Genomic DNA, 14,884 nt, shown 5'->3' on the forward strand with positions numbered 1-14,884 from the left:
CCGACGTGCTCGGATACCTCGTACGCCGCATCGCGGCGATGCTGCCGGTGCTGTTCGGCGTCACGTTCCTGATCTTCGCGCTGGTCTACGCGATGCCCGGCGACCCGATCGCCGCGCTGGCCGGCGACCGGCCGCTGCCACCCTCCACAGTGGAGGCGCTGCGCGAGCGCTACCACCTCGACGAACCGCTGATCACCCAATACCTGCTGTACATGGGCGGTTTGCTGCGCGGCGACTTCGGCACCGACTTCTTCGACCGCCCGGTGCTGGAGATGATCGCCGAGCGGTGGCCGACGACGCTGCAACTGGCGCTGACCGCCTGGGTGCTCAAGCTGGTGATCGGCCTCGGGGTCGGGATCTTCGGCGCGCTGCACCGCGGCCGCGCCGGCGACCACCTGGCGCTGGCCTTCACCGTGCTGTTCGTGGCACTGCCCGGGTTCGTGATCGCGTTCATGGTGCAGCTGCTGTTCGGGTTGAAGCTGCAGCTGTTCCCGATCGCCGGCATCGCCGAGGGCTGGCCGGTGAGCTTCCTCCTCCCGGCGCTGGTGGTGGCGCTGGAAGCCGCCGCCCCGCTCGCCCGGCTGACCAGGTCGAGCCTGGTCGACGCGATGAGCGCCGAGTTCATCCGGACCGCGCGGGCCAAGGGGGCCTCGCCGGGCCGCGTCGTGTGGGGGCACGCGCTGCGCAACTCGATGATCCCGGTGGTCACCTACCTCGGTCTCAGCCTGGCCGCGATGCTCGGCGGCGCCGTGATCGTCGAGAGCGTGTTCAACCTGCCCGGCATCGGCGGACTGCTGGTGCAGGCGGTGCAGACCCAGCAGGGCACGATCGTGGTCGGCGTGGCCACCTTCATCATCCTGATCTACCTGCTGGTCAACCTGCTCGTGGACATCAGCTACGGAATCATCGACCCGAGGGTGCGCAATGGCTGACCGAACCGACCTCTCCCCCGCCGCCACGACCGCGCCCCGCCGCAGGCTCACCGTCGTCGGGCGGCTGCCGAAACCGCTGCGCGCCCCGCTGTTCGTGGTCGCCGCGCTGATCGCCGCCGGTTACGTGCTGATGGCGGCCTGGCCGAGCCTGTTCACCTCCGCCGATCCGATGCACTGCGAGCTGCGGCTCAGCGGCGCGGGCCCGGCACCGGGCCATCCGTTCGGCTTCGACATGCAGGGCTGCGACTACTTCGCCAACGTCGTGCACGGCGCCCGGCCGTCGATCGCGATCGGCCTGCTGGTCACCGCGGCGACGTTCGTGGTGGCCGCGGTGCTCGGTGCGCTGGCCGGTTACTTCGGCGGCGTCGTCGACGGCGTGGTGTCGCGGATCGCCGACGTGGTGTTCGGACTGCCGATGATCATCGCCGCGATCGTGGTGCTCAACATGTTCGAGGACCGCACGATCTGGACGGTGAGCCTGGTTCTGATCGTGTTCAGCTGGCCCGGCGGCATGCGCTACATGCGCGGCTCGGTGCTCAAGGTCCGCAACCTGGAGTACGTGCAGGCCGCGCGCGTGCTCGGCGGAAGTCACCTGCGCATCATCGGCACGCACATCGCGCCGAACGCACTGACCTCGCTGATCGTGCTGAAAACCCTGGAGATCGGCGGGATCATCGCCGCCGAGGCAGCGCTGACCTTCCTCGGCATCGGGCTCCAGCCGCCCGCGATCTCGTGGGGGCTGCAGCTGTCCACCGCCCAAGCGCAGTGGCAGGCCAGCCCGCACCTGCTGCTCTACCCCGCGCTGTTCCTGACCGGCGCCGTGCTGGCGTTCGTGGTCCTCGGCGACAGCCTGCGGGAAGCCCTCGACCCGAAGGGAAAGCAAGCATGAACGCCAAGGCGCGGTCGGCACCGCACCAGGACGGGGCCGCGGTTCTCGACGTGCGCGGACTCAGCGTCGACTTCCACACGCCGGCCGGACGGCTGCACGCCGTGCAGGACGTCAGCTTCAGCGTGAGCGCGGGCGAAACCCTCGCCGTGCTCGGTGAATCGGGCTCGGGCAAGAGCGTCACCGCGCAGGCGATCATGGGGATCCTCGACACCCCGCCCGCCGAAATCGTCGGCGGCACCGTCGAACTCGGCGGTCAGGACCTGCTCGCGCTCCCCGACCGCCAGCGGCGCGCGGTGGCGGGGTCCCGCGTGTCGCTGATCTTCCAGGACGCGCTCACCGCGCTGAACCCGGTGCAGCCGGTGGCCAAGCAGATCGGCGAGATGTACCGGCTGCACCGCGGCGCGTCCCGGCGGGAGGCGTGGCAGAAGGCCGTGGAGATGATGGACCGGGTGCGGATCCCCGCGGCGGCCAGCCGCGCCGGCGACTCCCCGCACCAGTTCTCCGGCGGCATGCGCCAGCGCAGCCTCATCGCGATGGCGCTGGCGCTGGACCCGGAGGTCGTCATCGCCGACGAGCCCACCACGGCGCTGGACGTGACCGTGCAGGCCCAGATCCTCGACCTGCTCGCCGAGCAGCAGGCCGAACGGGGTCTGGCGCTGGTGCTGATCACCCACGACCTCGGCGTCGCGTCCCGGATGGCCGACCGCGCGCTGGTGATGTACGCCGGGCAGGTCGTCGAGCGCGGGCCGATCCGCGAGCTGTTCACCTCGCCGGTCCACCCGTACAGCCGGGGGCTGGTCGCCTCCATCCCGCAGCGCTCGCACCGCGGCGGCCCGCTGCCCGCGATCGGCGGTCTGCCGCCGAGCCTCACCGATCGCCCGGCGGGCTGCCGCTTCCACCCGCGCTGCGGCATCGCGCGGGAGCACTGCGCATCGGTCGAACCGGAGCTGCTGCTGCTGGAGGACGGCAGGCAGACCCGGTGCCACTTCTGGTCGGAGGTCTCGTCGTGACCGAGCAGCACATCCTCGACGTCCGGGACGTCACCAAGCACTACCGCAAGCGCGGCGGCGGGCGGTTCGGACTCGGCTCGTCCACCGTCAAGGCCGTCGACGGGGTGAACCTGCAGCTGCGCAAGGGCGAAGCGCTGGGCATCGTCGGCGAATCCGGCTGCGGCAAGTCCACGCTGACCCGCCTGCTCACCGCGCTGGAGAAGCCCACCAGCGGCCAGGTCCGCTACCGGGGCATCGACGTCCACCGCGCGAAAGGCGCCGAGCAGAGCCAGATGCGGCGCAACATCCAGATGGTCTTCCAGGACCCCTACGCCTCGCTCAACCCGCGCAAGACCGTCAGCTCGATCCTGGCCGAACCGTTCCGGATCCACCGCGACGCGGTCCCCGGATCGGGCCTGCGGCCGAGGCTGGAGCAGCTCCTCGAACAGGTCGGCCTCCGCCCGGACCACCTGGACCGTTATCCGCACGAGTTCTCCGGCGGCCAGCGCCAGCGCATCGGCATCGCCCGCGGCATCGCGCTGAACCCGGAGGTGCTGATCTGCGACGAACCGGTGTCAGCGCTCGACGTCTCGGTGCGCGCGCAAGTGCTGAACCTGCTCGCCGAGCTGCAGCGCGAGCTGTCGCTGACCGTCGTGTTCATCGCGCACGACCTCGACGTGGTGCGCCACTTCTGCGACCGCATCGCGACGATGTACCTGGGCAAGGTGGTCGAGGAGGGCGACTGCGACGCGGTCTACGACCGGACCGCGCACCCCTACACCCGAGCGCTGCTCTCGGCGATCCCCCGCCCCGGCTTCGACGACGAACCGGAGCAGCAGCGCATCGTCCTCGAAGGCGACCCGCCGTCGCCGATCTCGCCGCCACCCGGCTGCCCGTTCCACACCCGCTGCTGGATGGCCCGCCCGGACTGCTCCACCGCAGTCCCGACCGGGCACGACCTGGGCGAGGGGCATGTCTCGCATTGCCACTACGCCGCTGAGGTCGCCGACGCGGATCCCGCTGCGAAGCACTGAACCCACACCCCCGGCGCTGCGGTGCGGCGCCGGGGGTTCTTTTGCTGCGTTGGTGGGCTTTTTTGGGGGATCGGTGCGTCGTCGGGGTCCGGTGGTGATACCGGGTGGGGGTTCGCGATGTGGTGTGCGGCAGGTGCGGGGTTGCTTTTGGGTTCCAAGCGGTAGGTGGTTGCTTCGCGTTACGCAATTTCAATCGAAATTGGCGCCGTTTTCGACGGAAGTCACGGTGAGCATTCAGCCAATTTCAATCGAAATTGCGATCGTCACCACTTCGTCGTCGGGTCTGGAATCGTTGTCGACATGGTCATCCAGCAGTAGCGGAGCCCTCTTCAAGCACCCGCTCAGGACGCGCTGGCGTGCGGGTGCTCGAAGTAGTCGAGCAGGGCAGCGTCGGGGGCTTTCACGTCGACCGGTTTTCCACCGTTGCGGAGGGATTCCGTTGCGGCACAGCCTGTTGCGACTGCTTCGCGGGCTGCGATCGGCGAGGTGACGGTGGAGATGTCGGCGCGGACGAAGTCCAGGAATTCCGCCACGATGCGCGGATCCGCTCCGCCGTGGCCTCCGCTGGCTCGTTCGACCTCCACCACCTGGTCGCCGTCCGGGGCGTAGCCGCGGTGCCTGCGGTTCCAGACCTTGACCACCGCGCCTGAACCGTCGCCGAAGTTCTCCAGCCTGCCTTCGGTGCCGATGACCGTGTAGTTGCGCCAGTAGTCCGGCGTGTAGTGGCACTGCTGGTAGGTCGCGAGCACACCGTTGTCCAGCTGGAGGTTGACCATGCTCAGGTCTTCGACGTCCACCACCGGGTTGAGGCCGGTTTGGCTCAGCGGCGGCCAGTTCTGCTCGTACTCGTCCCAGTCGTGGCCCGTCTTGTAGGTCTCGTGCTCGTTGCGGTCGGTGATGCCGCCGTAGACGGTCAGCGCCCCCATCGCGTTGACCCGCCTGCTGTACCCGCCGGCCAGCCAGTGCAGGACGTCGATGTCGTGCGCGCCCTTCTGCAGCAGCAGGCCCGTGCTCTTGCTGCGGTCGGCGTGCCAGTCCTTGAAGTAGAAGTCGCCGCCGTGCCCGACGAAGTGGCGGCACCAGATCGAGGTGACCCGCCCGATCGCACCCGACTCGATCAGGTCGCGCATCGTCCGGACCACCGGCATGTGCCGCATGTTGTGCCCGACGTAGAGCTTGCCGCCGTGCTGCTGCGCGGCGGTGAGGACGCGGTCGCAGCCCTCCGCGGTGATCGCCAGCGGCTTCTCGAGGTAGACGGCGAGCCCGGCCTCCAGGCAGCGGATCGCGTGCTCCTCGTGCAGGTGGTCGGGGCTGACCACGAACACCGCGTCCAGCCCGCATTCCAGCAGCTCGTCGAGCGTGCTGGTGGTCCGGACGCCGTCGCCGTAGCGCTGCGCCGCGGCCTCGGCCCGAGCCGGATCCGGGTCGCACACCGCGACGATCCGCGATCCCGCACCGGGCTGGTGGGCGTGATCGGCGATCCCCACCCGCAGCCCGCACCCGAGCACACCAGTCCTGACGTCCATGCCCCACCTTCCCGCACGCGCACATGTGCTGAATTCTGATCGATACAAACCTATATCGATCACTTGTGCGCAACCACCCTATGTTCCCGACGCCGCCCGCACCACCCCCGCGACGGACGGGCGGCCGCGATCTCCACGGGCTCGGGATGGCCGCGAGTCGCGGCCAGCGGCGGGAAGTCCCGCGGAGGAGAATCCCGGGACGTCCCGTGCGCCAGCAGACAGCAGAGAGGCAGAGCATGCGCATCGATCTCAGCGGGAAGACCGCTCTCATCACCGGATCCTCGTCGGGGATCGGTTTCTCCATCGCGCGCGGACTGGCCGGCGCCGGTGCCGACGTCGTCGTCAACGGGCGCTCGGAGGCGACCGTCACCGCCGCTGCGGACAAGATCCGGCAGGAATTCCCCGACGTCGCGGTGCGCGCTGCCGCTGCCGACGTCACGACCGAGGACGGGGCGGACCGGGTCGTGGAGCTGGCCGGCGGGGTCGACGTCCTGGTCAACAACCTCGGCATCTTCGGCGCCATCCCGGCGCTGGAGATCACCGACGAGGACTGGCGCCGCTACTTCGAGGTCAACGTCCTCGCCGCGGTGCGGCTGACCCGCCTGCTGCTGCCCGCGATGATCGAGCGCGGTTGGGGCCGCGTGCTCAACATCGCCAGCGACTCCGCCGTGGTCATCCCCGAGGAGATGATCCACTACGGGATGAGCAAGACCGCGCTGCTCGCCGCGTCCCGAGGTTTCGCGAAGGCCGCCGCGGGCACCGGGGTCACCGTCAACTCGGTCATCGCCGGTCCGACCCACACCGGTGGCGTGGAGGACTTCGTCTACCAGCTCGTCGACCGCTCGCTGCCCTGGGACGAAGCGCAGCGCGAATTCATGCGCGCCAACCGGCCGCAGTCGCTCCTGCAGCGCCTCATCGAGCCCGAGGAGATCGCCAACATGGTCGTCTACCTCGCCTCCCCGCTCGCCTCGGCCACCACGGGCGGAGCGGTCCGCGTCGACGGCGGCTACGTCGACTCGATCCTGCCCTGACAGCTCCCGCCGCCGAGCGGCGTCCCCCAGTGCACAAAGGACATCGACCTGAGGGGACGCCGCTCGGATCAGGCGGCGAGCCGCAGCACCACCGCGATGAGCGCCAGCAAGCCCGCGCCCATGAACGCGGCGCTCGCCACTGACCGCAGCTCCCGCATCCTGGCTCGCTGAACGGAACTCGCCGCCCAGACCAGGCACAGCGCGACCGCCAGCACGGCGCCGAGCGCGCACACTCCCGCCCACCCAGCGCGGGCGTGCACCACCCCGGCCAGGGCCGAGCCGATAGCACCGCCGGCGAAGTAGCACGTCATGTACGCGGAGGTGATGCGCCCGCGCGCGTCCGGGCGCAGCGCGTAGATCAGCGACTGGTTGGTGATGTGCACGCCCTGGTGGGCCAGGTCAAGCAGAACGATCCCGGCGATCAGCAGCACCAAGCTGTGCGCCCCCAACAGCAGCAGACCCCAGGACGCGAGCAGCACGACTGCGCCGACGAGCGTGGTGTGCGTCGTGAGTCCGCGGTCCGCGAGTCGCCCGGCCAGCTGCGCGGCGATCGCGCCCGCAGCACCGAACAGGCCGATCAGCCCGATCTCACCGTCCGACCAGCCATAACCCGGCCCGGACAGCAGGAAGGCGAGCGAAGTCCAAAGCACGCTGAAGCAGGCGAAGGCCAGCATCCCGATCGCCGCGCGCGCCCGCAGGACCGGTTCGTCGACCAGCAGCCGGGCGGTGGAGCGCACCAGTCCCGGGTAGCTCGAGGCCGCGGTTCCCCGGAACTGCGGGAGCGCGCGGTGCAGGGCCGCGGTCAGGGCGAGCATGGCCAGCGCCGCGACCACGTAGATCGTCCGCCAGCCCCCGACGATGGCCAGCGCTCCGGACGCGGTGCGGGCGAGCAGCATGCCCAGCACCAGACCGGTCATCACGGTTCCGATGATCCGGCCGCGTTGGTGCGGCGAGGCGAGGTCCGCGGCGAAGGGCACGAGGATCTGCGCCGTGACCGACAGCAGACCGGTCAGCGCAGCGCCGACCAGCAGCAGGGCGCCGCTCGGGGCGATCGCGGTCAGCGCCAGCGAGATCGACGTGGCCAGCGTCAGTCCGCACACCAGGCGGCGGCGTTCCAGCAGATCGCCCAGCGGCAGCAGGAAGACCAGCCCCAGGGCGTAGCCGACCTGGGCGACCGTGACGATCAGCGATGCGGACGCCGACGACATGCCCAGGTCGCCGGCGATCGTGCCCAGCAACGGCTGGGCGTAGTAGTTGCTGGCCACGCACAACCCCACGGCCACGGCCAGGAGCAGGACCGTGCCGCGGCGCGGGCCATCACGGGTGTCCGGGCGCGCAGCGTTGTGGAGCGAGGGCTGCTGAGCAGCGGAGGAAGCCACGACGTTTTCCTTCCGGGAGAACGAGTACGCGAGCGCAGCGCTGGTGGAACTGGGCGGATCCGGCCACTCGCCGATGCTCTCCCGGCACGCGCGCATCGGTCCAACAGGTAGTTGCCATAGGACCTATCGGAGATCACGATGGATGCGTGGAACTCCGCCAGCTCACCTACGCCGTCGCGGTCGCCGAGACCGGCAGCTTCACCCGAGCCGCCCAGCGCTGCTTCGTCGTCCAGTCCGCGCTCAGCGAGCAGATCGCCCGGCTGGAGAGCGAGCTGGGGGTCCGGCTGTTCGAGCGCACCAGCCGCCGCGTCCAGATCACCCCGGCAGGCGAGGGATTCCTCGAACCGGCCCGGGAGGCGCTGGCCGCGGCCGAACGCGCTCGCAGCGAGGCGGTGGCCCGCAGCAGCGAGATCCGGGGCAGCCTGGTCATCGGCAGCATCGCTCCGCTCACCGCCGTGAACCTGCCCGACCTGCTCGCCACCTACCGGGAGAAGCACCCGGCGGTCCGCGTGACCTTGCGCTCCTCCCTGGTCCGGGACCAGCTGCAGCAGGTGCGCGAGCGCACCTGCGACATCGCTTTCGTCGACGTCGGCCCGGGTGAGCTCCCCCGCGGCTTCGCCGGGCGCGTGCTCAACACCGACGATCTCGTCGCCATCGTCCCGCGCGGCCACCGGCTGGCCGGGTCCGCGGAGGTCACGCCCGCGCAGCTGGCGGAGGAGGACATGGTCGACATGCCCCTCCGCTCCGGCATCCGGGGCCACAACGACGCCGCGTTCGCCGCAGCCGGGGTCACCCGCACCGTCGCCTTCGAGGCCAACACCACGGCGATGCTGGAACAGCTCGTCGCGCGCGGTCTCGGCCTCGGCGTGGTCTTCGCCGCCGTCGCCGCCCGAATGCCCACAGTGGACAGCGTCCCGACTGCCGGAGTAGCACCCCGCACGGTCCAGGCGGTGTCGCTCACATCCGGCGTTTCCCCCGCCGCACGGGCATTCCTGGAACTGCTCGACGAACAGCGATGACTGTCCACACCGGACTACGACGTCGGCGCACGACGGTCAGCGCTGCAGTGCCTGCGCGGGTTGGGTCAGGCCGTGGAGGGCTTCGACCAGCGGGGCGAGCTCCGGGGTTTCGGTCGCCTCGGCGAGCGCGGCCTCCAAGGCGGCGTCGTGGGTCGGGCGGGCTCGCTCCAGGAGCGCCCGGCCCGCGTCGGTGAGCTCGGTGTAGATCCCGCGGCGGTCGTCCTTGCAGAGGATGCGGGTGAGCAGCTCGCGGTCTTCCAGGCGGCTGACCAGCCGTGTCGTCGCGCTGCCGCTGAGCGCGGTGGCGCGGGCGAGCTGCTGCATGCGCATGTGCCAGCCGTCCTGGCGGCCGAGCGCATCCAGGACCGTGTACTCGACGACCGAGAGGCCGTGCTCGGCCTGGAGTGCCTTCTCCAGCGCGGTGTCGAGCGCCCCGTGCAGCGCGGCGAGCGTGCGCCAGCCGTGGGCGCGGACCTCGACGGCGTCGTCGGCGATTCCCACTGAGCACCTCCTATCAGCTGACCTACTACCAACGTTACCAGCTTGCACCCATATGAGGCGTGTGCAACTATCTGCCACATCACAATACGCCTCATTTGAAATAGCGCGCGTGTGCAATTATTGTCGACGCTTGTAAGACACAGACGCAGTCGGACTAGGAAGGCCTCGACATGCCTCTCGCGCTCCTGGCTCTCGCCATCGGTGCCTTCGGGATCGGCACCACCGAGTTCGTGATCATGGGTGTGCTCCCGCAGGTCGCCGGCGAGTTCGGAGTCAGCATCCCCGCCGCGGGGTGGCTGGTGTCCGGCTACGCGCTCGGCGTCCTCGTCGGGGCACCGATCCTCACCGTCCTGGGCACCAAGGTGTCCCGGAAGAAGATGCTGCTGTTCCTGATGGGCATCTTCATCGTCGGCAACGCGCTCTCCGCCGCAGCACCGACCTTCGGCGTCATGCTCACCGGCCGGGTCGTCGCCTCGTTCGCGCACGGCGCGTTCTTCGGCATCGGCTCCGTGGTCGCCGCCGACCTGGTCGCCCCGAACAAGAAGGCCTCGGCCATCTCGCTGATGTTCATGGGCCTGACCGTCGCCAACATCGTCGGCGTCCCCGGCGGCACCTACGTCGGGCAGGCCTTCGGCTGGCGGGTCACCTTCACCGTCGTCGCGCTGCTCGGCCTGGTCGGGTTCCTCGGCGTCGCCGCGCTCGTCCCCGAGCAGGGCAAGCCCGAGGCCGCGAAGATCCGCACCGAGTTCGCCGCGTTCCGCAACGTGCAGGTCTGGCTCGCGATGGCGATGACCGTCCTCGGCTACGGCGGCGTGTTCGCCGCGATCACCTACATCGCGCCGATGATGACCGACGTCGCGGGCTACTCCGAGGGCGGCGTGACCTGGCTGCTCGTGCTGTTCGGCATCGGCATGTTCCTGGGCAACCTGCTCGGCGGCAAGTTCGCCGACAAGGCCCTGATGCCCATGCTGTTCGTCACGCTCGCGCTCCTGTCCGGCACCCTGCTGCTGTTCGCGGTCACCGCGCACAGCCAGGTCCTGGCCGCGATCACCCTGCCCGTCATCGGCGCCCTGGGCTTCGCGACCGTCCCGCCGCTGCAGAAGTGGATCCTCGACCAGGCCTCCGCCGCGCCGACCCTGGCCTCGGCGGCCAACATCGGTGCCTTCAACCTCGGCAACGCCCTCGCCGCCTGGCTCGGCGGTGTCGTGATCGCCGCCGGGTTCGGCTACACCTCGCCCAACTGGGTCGGGGCCCTGCTCGCCGGCACCGCGCTGCTGCTGTCGTTCCTCGCGGCCTTCCTCGACCGCCGCACCCGGGCGACCGCCGCCGTCCCGGCGTCCGAGGGCGCCGAGCCGGTCGCCGCCCACCACTGACCCGATCCGCAACGATCACCAGGAGTTCCACCACCATGGTTCCCACCACCACCCTCAACAACGGCGTCGAGATCCCGCAGCTCGGCTTCGGCGTCTTCCAGGTGCCCGACGAGGAGACCACCGCCGCGGTTTCCGCCGCCCTGCAGGCCGGGTACCGCTCGATCGACACCGCCGCGATCTACGGCAACGAGGCCGGCGTCGGCCGCGCCATCGCCGAATCCGGGATCGCCCGCGACGAGCTGTTCATCACCACGAAGCTGTGGAACGCCGACCAGGGCTACGACTCGACCCTCGCCGCCTTCGACAGCAGCCTCGCCAAGCTCGGGCTGGACCACGTGGACATGTACCTCATCCACTGGCCGACCCCGGCGCGCGACCTGTACCTGGACACCTGGAAGGCCATCGAGGAGCTGGTCGCCGACGGCCGGGTCCGCGCCGCCGGTGTGTCCAACTTCCAGCCCGCGCACCTGCGCAGGCTGATCGACAACAGCTCGCTCGTCCCGGTGGTCAACCAGGTCGAGCTGCACCCCGGTCTCCAGCAGCGCGAGCTGCGCGCCGTGCACGCCGAGCACGGGATCGCGACCGAGGCGTGGAGCCCGCTGGCGCAGGGCGCGATGCTGCGCGAGAGCACGCTGACCGACATCGCGGAGCGGCACGGCAAGTCGCCCGCCCAGGTCGTCATCCGCTGGCACCTGCAGCTCGGCAACATCGTGATCCCGAAGTCGGTCACCCCGGCCCGCATCCAGCAGAACATCGACGTCTTCGACTTCGCCCTGTCCGAGGACGAGATGACCGCGATCGCCGGTCTCGACCGGGGCCTGCGCACCGGCCCGGACCCCGACACCCTCAACTGACCGCCCGCCGGGCAGGCCGCGCGAGCCGTGCGGCCGGCCCGGCTCCTCCCCCGCAGGAATCACGATGCCTTCCGAATCCACCGCGCTGGACCGCCTCGTCGCCCCGACCGGTCTGCCGACGCTCGGCCTCGAGCTCCCGCTGGACAACGACTGGGGCGAGACCCGGCTCCGCACCGGGGAACGGCTCTTCGGCGTCCCGGACCTCTCCGAACACGCCCGCCTGGCCCAGCTGGCCGACGACCTCGGCTTCGCCGCCCTGTGGGTGCGGGACGTCCCGCTCCACGACCCGGTCCAGTTCGGCGACGCGGGTTCGGTCTTCGAGACCTTCACGCACCTGGGGCACCTGGCCGCGATCACCAAGCGCGCGGTGCTCGGCACCGCCGCGGTCGTGCTGCCCCTGCGCCAGCCCTGGCTGGTCGCCAAGGCGGCGGCCACGGTCGACGTGCTGTCCGGAGGGCGGTTCGTGCTCGGCCTGGCCAGCGGTGACCGGCCGGTCGAATATCCCTTGTTCGGCTTGGACTTCCACACCCGCGGAGCCGCGTTCCGCGAGGGCGTGGAGATCCTCCGCGCGGCCTGGGCGCCGCGTTCCCCGGGCGAGGGCATCGATCTGCCGGACATCGGGTTGACCGCCGACCGCCGGCTCGAGGTGCTGCCCAAGCCGACCGGCTCGACGATCCCGATCGCCATCGCCGGTTCCGCGCAGCAGTCCGCCGAGTGGATCGCCGAGAACGCGGACGCGTCGCTCAACTACCCCCGTCAGTTGGGGGCGCTGCGCAAGAAGACCGACGAGTGGCGGCAGCTCACCGGGGACGCCTCGAAGCCGTACCTCACCCCGATGCAGCTCGACCTGCTCGACGACCCCACCGCAGACGCCACCCCGCTCCGACTCGGCATGCGGACCGGCCGGCTGGCCCTCATCGAGCAGCTGCGCGCGATGGGTGAGCTCGGTGTCGCGCACGTCTCCTTCAACCTCCGCCCCGGGGACCGCCCGGTCGAAGAGGTGCTCAAGGAGCTGGCGCACGAGGTGCTGCCGCACTTCCCCACCAGCTGAGTGCCTTACCGCCCGCTGAATCGTCCATCGTGGACTTGTTCCACGATGGACGATTCGGTGCTATGCGGCGTTGCTCGTGCCGAGGACGGTGGCGCGGAACGCGGTCACCACGGGCCGCAGGTCGATGTGGTGCCAGGCGGCCCACAGCTTGACACAACCGTCGTGCCAAGGGAGTTCGCGCACCTCGATGTCCTCCGTGGTGGCGCCTGCCATGCTCTTTTGCACCAGCGCGAGTCCGAGCCCCGAGGCGACCAGACCGAGCGCGGTCAGCGGTTCCGCGGCGTCGAGGCGGATGTCCGGAGTGAAGCCCGCGGCAGCGCAGGAAGCGACGAAAGTGTCGCGCCAGGCGGGATCCTGGGCGTTCTCGATCGCGATCCACGGCTGGCCGTCGAGGTCGCTCGGCGCGATTTCCCCTTTGGCAGCAAGCGGATGCTTCGCCGGCATGGCGAGCAGCAGCGGGTCCTGGAGCAATGGCGCCGATACCAGGTCGGGGTCGTCCTCGGACGGCGGCGCGTGCACGAGCGCGATGTCGAGGCTGCGCTGCCGCAGACCTTCGAACTGCGCGCTGGGCAACAGGTTGTACAGCGCGATGTGGACGTCGGGTTGTGCGTCGTGCAGCGTCCGCAGTGCACTGGGGAGGATTCCGGTGTGGATGGCGTCGGCGACGTAGCCGATGCACAGGCCGCCCTCTTCTCCGCGGCCCAGCCGACGTCCCAGGTTCTCCAGGCGGTCGGCGTGCTGGAGCAGCGCACGGGATTCGGCGAGGAAGACCTGGCCGTCCCGGGTGAGCCGGATTCGCTGCTGGGAGCGTTCGAACAGCGTGAGCCCCAGGTTCTTCTCCAGCTGCGCGATCTGCCTGCTGAGCGGCGACTGGGAGATGTGCAGCCGCTCGGCGGCCTGACCGACGTGTTCGGTTTCGGCGACGGCGACGAAGTAGCGGAGTTGCCGCAAGTCCAACATATTGAGACCTCAGAAGACTTAACTGTGTCCAAGCAAGTCTTGGACAGTCTTAAGTTTCGTCCCTAGCCTTGAAGTTGTCAACCGACGGAGCGAGCACCGGATGCAGGTGCGATTTCCCGTCACAGCCCGCAATTCGAGGGATCACTCAGCATGTCCATCACTTCCTCCCTGCCCGGAAAGCTGGGCTTCGGCACCGCACCGCTGGGCAACATGTTCCGCGCCATCCCCGACGAGGAGGCGGCGGCCACCGTGCAGGCCGCGTGGGACAACGGAATCCGCTACTTCGACACCGCCCCGTTCTACGGCGCGGGCCTGGCCGAGATCCGGCTGGGTGACGTGCTGGCCGACCGCCCGCGCGACGAGTACGCCCTGAGCACCAAGGTCGGCCGGATCATCCTCGACGAGGTCGAGGACCCGGCTTCCCGCGATCTGGGCGAGAAGGGCGGCATCTTCGAGCACGGCCGCCCCAACAAGATCGTCCCCGACTACTCGGCCGACGCCACCATCCGGTCCATCGAGGACAGCCTCAAGCGGCTGCGGACCGACCGCCTCGACTTCGTGTGGGTGCACGACGTCGCGCAGGACTTCTACGGCGACGAGTGGGTGGCCGCGTACGAGTCCGCCCGCACCGGCGCGTTCCGCGTCCTGCAGAAGCTGCGCGACGAAGGCGTCATCAAGGGCTGGGGCCTCGGCGTCAACAAGGTCGAGCCGCTGGAGATGACGCTCGACCTCGACGAGCCGAAGCCGGACGGGTTCCTCCTCGCCGGGCGCTACACGCTGCTCGACCACGACCGCGCCCTGCAGCGCCTGCTGCCGGCCGCCGAGGCCCAGGACGTCGACATCGTCGCCGGCGGTCCGTACAGCTCCGGCATCCTCGCCGGCGGGCAGCACTTCGAGTACCAGAAGGCCCCCGCCGCGATCATCGACAAGGTGGAGCGCATCAAGTCGCTCGCCGCGCAGAACGGTGTGAGCATCAAGGCGGCGGCGTTGCAGTTCTCCCTCGCCCACCCCGCCGTCGCCGCGACCATCCCCGGCGCCACGCGGCCGAGCCGCATCGCCGAGGACGTGGCCGCGCTCAACGAGACCGTCCCGGCGGCCTTCTGGGAGGCCTTGCGCGCCGAGGAGCTGATCGCTCCGAACGCCCCGGTCCCCACCGCCTGACCCCAACACGCCAACTGCCCAGGAGAGAGATCATGGCGTCCACGACCACGAGCGTCGACATCCCGGTGCCCGCGGACCGCGTCTGGCAGCTCATCGGCGGCTTCGACTCGCTGCCCGACTGGCTGCCCTACATCCCCACCAGCGAGCTCAGCGAGGGTGGGCGCGTCCGCAGCCTGACCAACGAG

15 protein-coding genes are annotated in these 14,884 nt (G+C 70.1%); 11 read left to right on the forward strand and 4 right to left on the reverse strand.

Translation table 11 applies throughout. The features are described from left to right. Positions 1 to 5 precede the first annotated feature (5 nt). From OU415_RS32080 to OU415_RS32095, 4 genes are read left to right on the forward strand one after another with little or no spacing between them, the layout of a single operon-like run. Complete coding sequence (locus OU415_RS32080; protein WP_270953242.1) at positions 6 to 932, forward strand: ABC transporter permease; 927 nt, start codon at positions 6 to 8, stop codon at positions 930 to 932. Further along, a complete protein-coding gene (locus OU415_RS32085; protein ID WP_270953244.1) occupies positions 925 to 1,821 on the forward strand; it encodes an ABC transporter permease in 897 nt (298 codons plus the stop codon). Before OU415_RS32080 ends, OU415_RS32085 begins: the two co-directional genes overlap by 8 nt. Then, positions 1,818 to 2,831 carry an ABC transporter ATP-binding protein gene (locus OU415_RS32090; RefSeq protein WP_270953246.1) on the forward strand — a complete coding sequence of 338 codons (1,014 nt, stop codon included), beginning with the start codon at positions 1,818 to 1,820 and terminating at the stop codon, positions 2,829 to 2,831. The genes OU415_RS32085 and OU415_RS32090 overlap by 4 nt, the downstream gene beginning before the upstream one ends. Then, positions 2,828 to 3,844, forward strand: a complete 1,017-nt coding sequence (locus OU415_RS32095; RefSeq protein ID WP_270953247.1) for an ABC transporter ATP-binding protein — start codon at positions 2,828 to 2,830, stop codon at positions 3,842 to 3,844. The genes OU415_RS32090 and OU415_RS32095 overlap by 4 nt, the downstream gene beginning before the upstream one ends. Positions 3,845 to 4,185: 341 nt before the next feature. On the opposite strand, the gene OU415_RS32100 is transcribed toward OU415_RS32095, so the two are convergent. Continuing rightward, positions 4,186 to 5,370 (reverse strand): Gfo/Idh/MocA family protein, encoded by a 1,185-nt coding sequence (locus OU415_RS32100; RefSeq protein WP_270953248.1) that lies wholly within the window; start codon positions 5,368 to 5,370, stop codon positions 4,186 to 4,188. Between the two features lie 236 nt (positions 5,371 to 5,606). Here OU415_RS32100 and OU415_RS32105 point away from each other — a divergent pair, with 236 nt between their 5' ends. After that, positions 5,607 to 6,401 carry an SDR family NAD(P)-dependent oxidoreductase gene (locus tag OU415_RS32105; protein ID WP_270953249.1) on the forward strand — a complete coding sequence of 265 codons (795 nt, stop codon included), beginning with the start codon at positions 5,607 to 5,609 and terminating at the stop codon, positions 6,399 to 6,401. A 68-nt stretch (positions 6,402 to 6,469) separates the two neighbouring features. Here the strand turns inward: OU415_RS32105 and OU415_RS32110 are convergent, their stop codons facing one another. Next, the gene (locus tag OU415_RS32110; protein ID WP_270953250.1) at positions 6,470 to 7,780 is read right to left on the reverse strand and encodes an MFS transporter; all 1,311 of its coding nucleotides are present in this window, start codon (positions 7,778 to 7,780) and stop codon (positions 6,470 to 6,472) included. Between the two features lie 146 nt (positions 7,781 to 7,926). Between OU415_RS32110 and OU415_RS32115 the strand changes: the two genes are divergently transcribed. Continuing rightward, complete coding sequence (locus OU415_RS32115) at positions 7,927 to 8,799, forward strand: LysR family transcriptional regulator (RefSeq protein WP_270953251.1); 873 nt, start codon at positions 7,927 to 7,929, stop codon at positions 8,797 to 8,799. Positions 8,800 to 8,835: 36 nt separating this feature from the next. On the opposite strand, the gene OU415_RS32120 is transcribed toward OU415_RS32115, so the two are convergent. Beyond that, the gene (locus tag OU415_RS32120) at positions 8,836 to 9,300 is read right to left on the reverse strand and encodes a MarR family winged helix-turn-helix transcriptional regulator (RefSeq protein ID WP_270953252.1); all 465 of its coding nucleotides are present in this window, start codon (positions 9,298 to 9,300) and stop codon (positions 8,836 to 8,838) included. 170 nt (positions 9,301 to 9,470) lie between these two features. Here OU415_RS32120 and OU415_RS32125 point away from each other — a divergent pair, with 170 nt between their 5' ends. From OU415_RS32125 to OU415_RS32135, 3 genes are all read left to right on the forward strand, one after another. Beyond that, the gene (locus tag OU415_RS32125) at positions 9,471 to 10,673 is read left to right on the forward strand and encodes an MFS transporter (RefSeq protein WP_270953253.1); all 1,203 of its coding nucleotides are present in this window, start codon (positions 9,471 to 9,473) and stop codon (positions 10,671 to 10,673) included. A 35-nt stretch (positions 10,674 to 10,708) separates the two neighbouring features. Then, positions 10,709 to 11,527, forward strand: coding sequence for an aldo/keto reductase (locus OU415_RS32130; protein WP_270953254.1), 819 nt, complete (start codon positions 10,709 to 10,711; stop codon positions 11,525 to 11,527). Positions 11,528 to 11,591: 64 nt separating this feature from the next. Next, a complete protein-coding gene (locus OU415_RS32135; RefSeq protein ID WP_270953255.1) occupies positions 11,592 to 12,578 on the forward strand; it encodes a TIGR03571 family LLM class oxidoreductase in 987 nt (328 codons plus the stop codon). A 60-nt stretch (positions 12,579 to 12,638) separates the two neighbouring features. Here OU415_RS32135 and OU415_RS32140 read toward each other — a convergent pair whose 3' ends face one another. Next, the gene (locus tag OU415_RS32140) at positions 12,639 to 13,538 is read right to left on the reverse strand and encodes a LysR substrate-binding domain-containing protein (RefSeq protein WP_270953256.1); all 900 of its coding nucleotides are present in this window, start codon (positions 13,536 to 13,538) and stop codon (positions 12,639 to 12,641) included. 150 nt (positions 13,539 to 13,688) lie between these two features. Between OU415_RS32140 and OU415_RS32145 the strand changes: the two genes are divergently transcribed. Together OU415_RS32145 and OU415_RS38415 are read left to right on the forward strand one after the other, a co-directional pair. Beyond that, complete coding sequence (locus OU415_RS32145) at positions 13,689 to 14,699, forward strand: aldo/keto reductase (RefSeq protein ID WP_270953258.1); 1,011 nt, start codon at positions 13,689 to 13,691, stop codon at positions 14,697 to 14,699. Between the two features lie 32 nt (positions 14,700 to 14,731). Continuing rightward, positions 14,732 to 14,884 (forward strand): SRPBCC family protein (locus tag OU415_RS38415; protein ID WP_408641951.1); only part of this gene is annotated, 153 nt, incomplete at its 3' end.

Source organism: Saccharopolyspora oryzae (assembly GCF_027853915.1).
Classification (GTDB): Bacteria; Actinomycetota; Actinomycetes; order Mycobacteriales; family Pseudonocardiaceae; genus Saccharopolyspora; species Saccharopolyspora oryzae.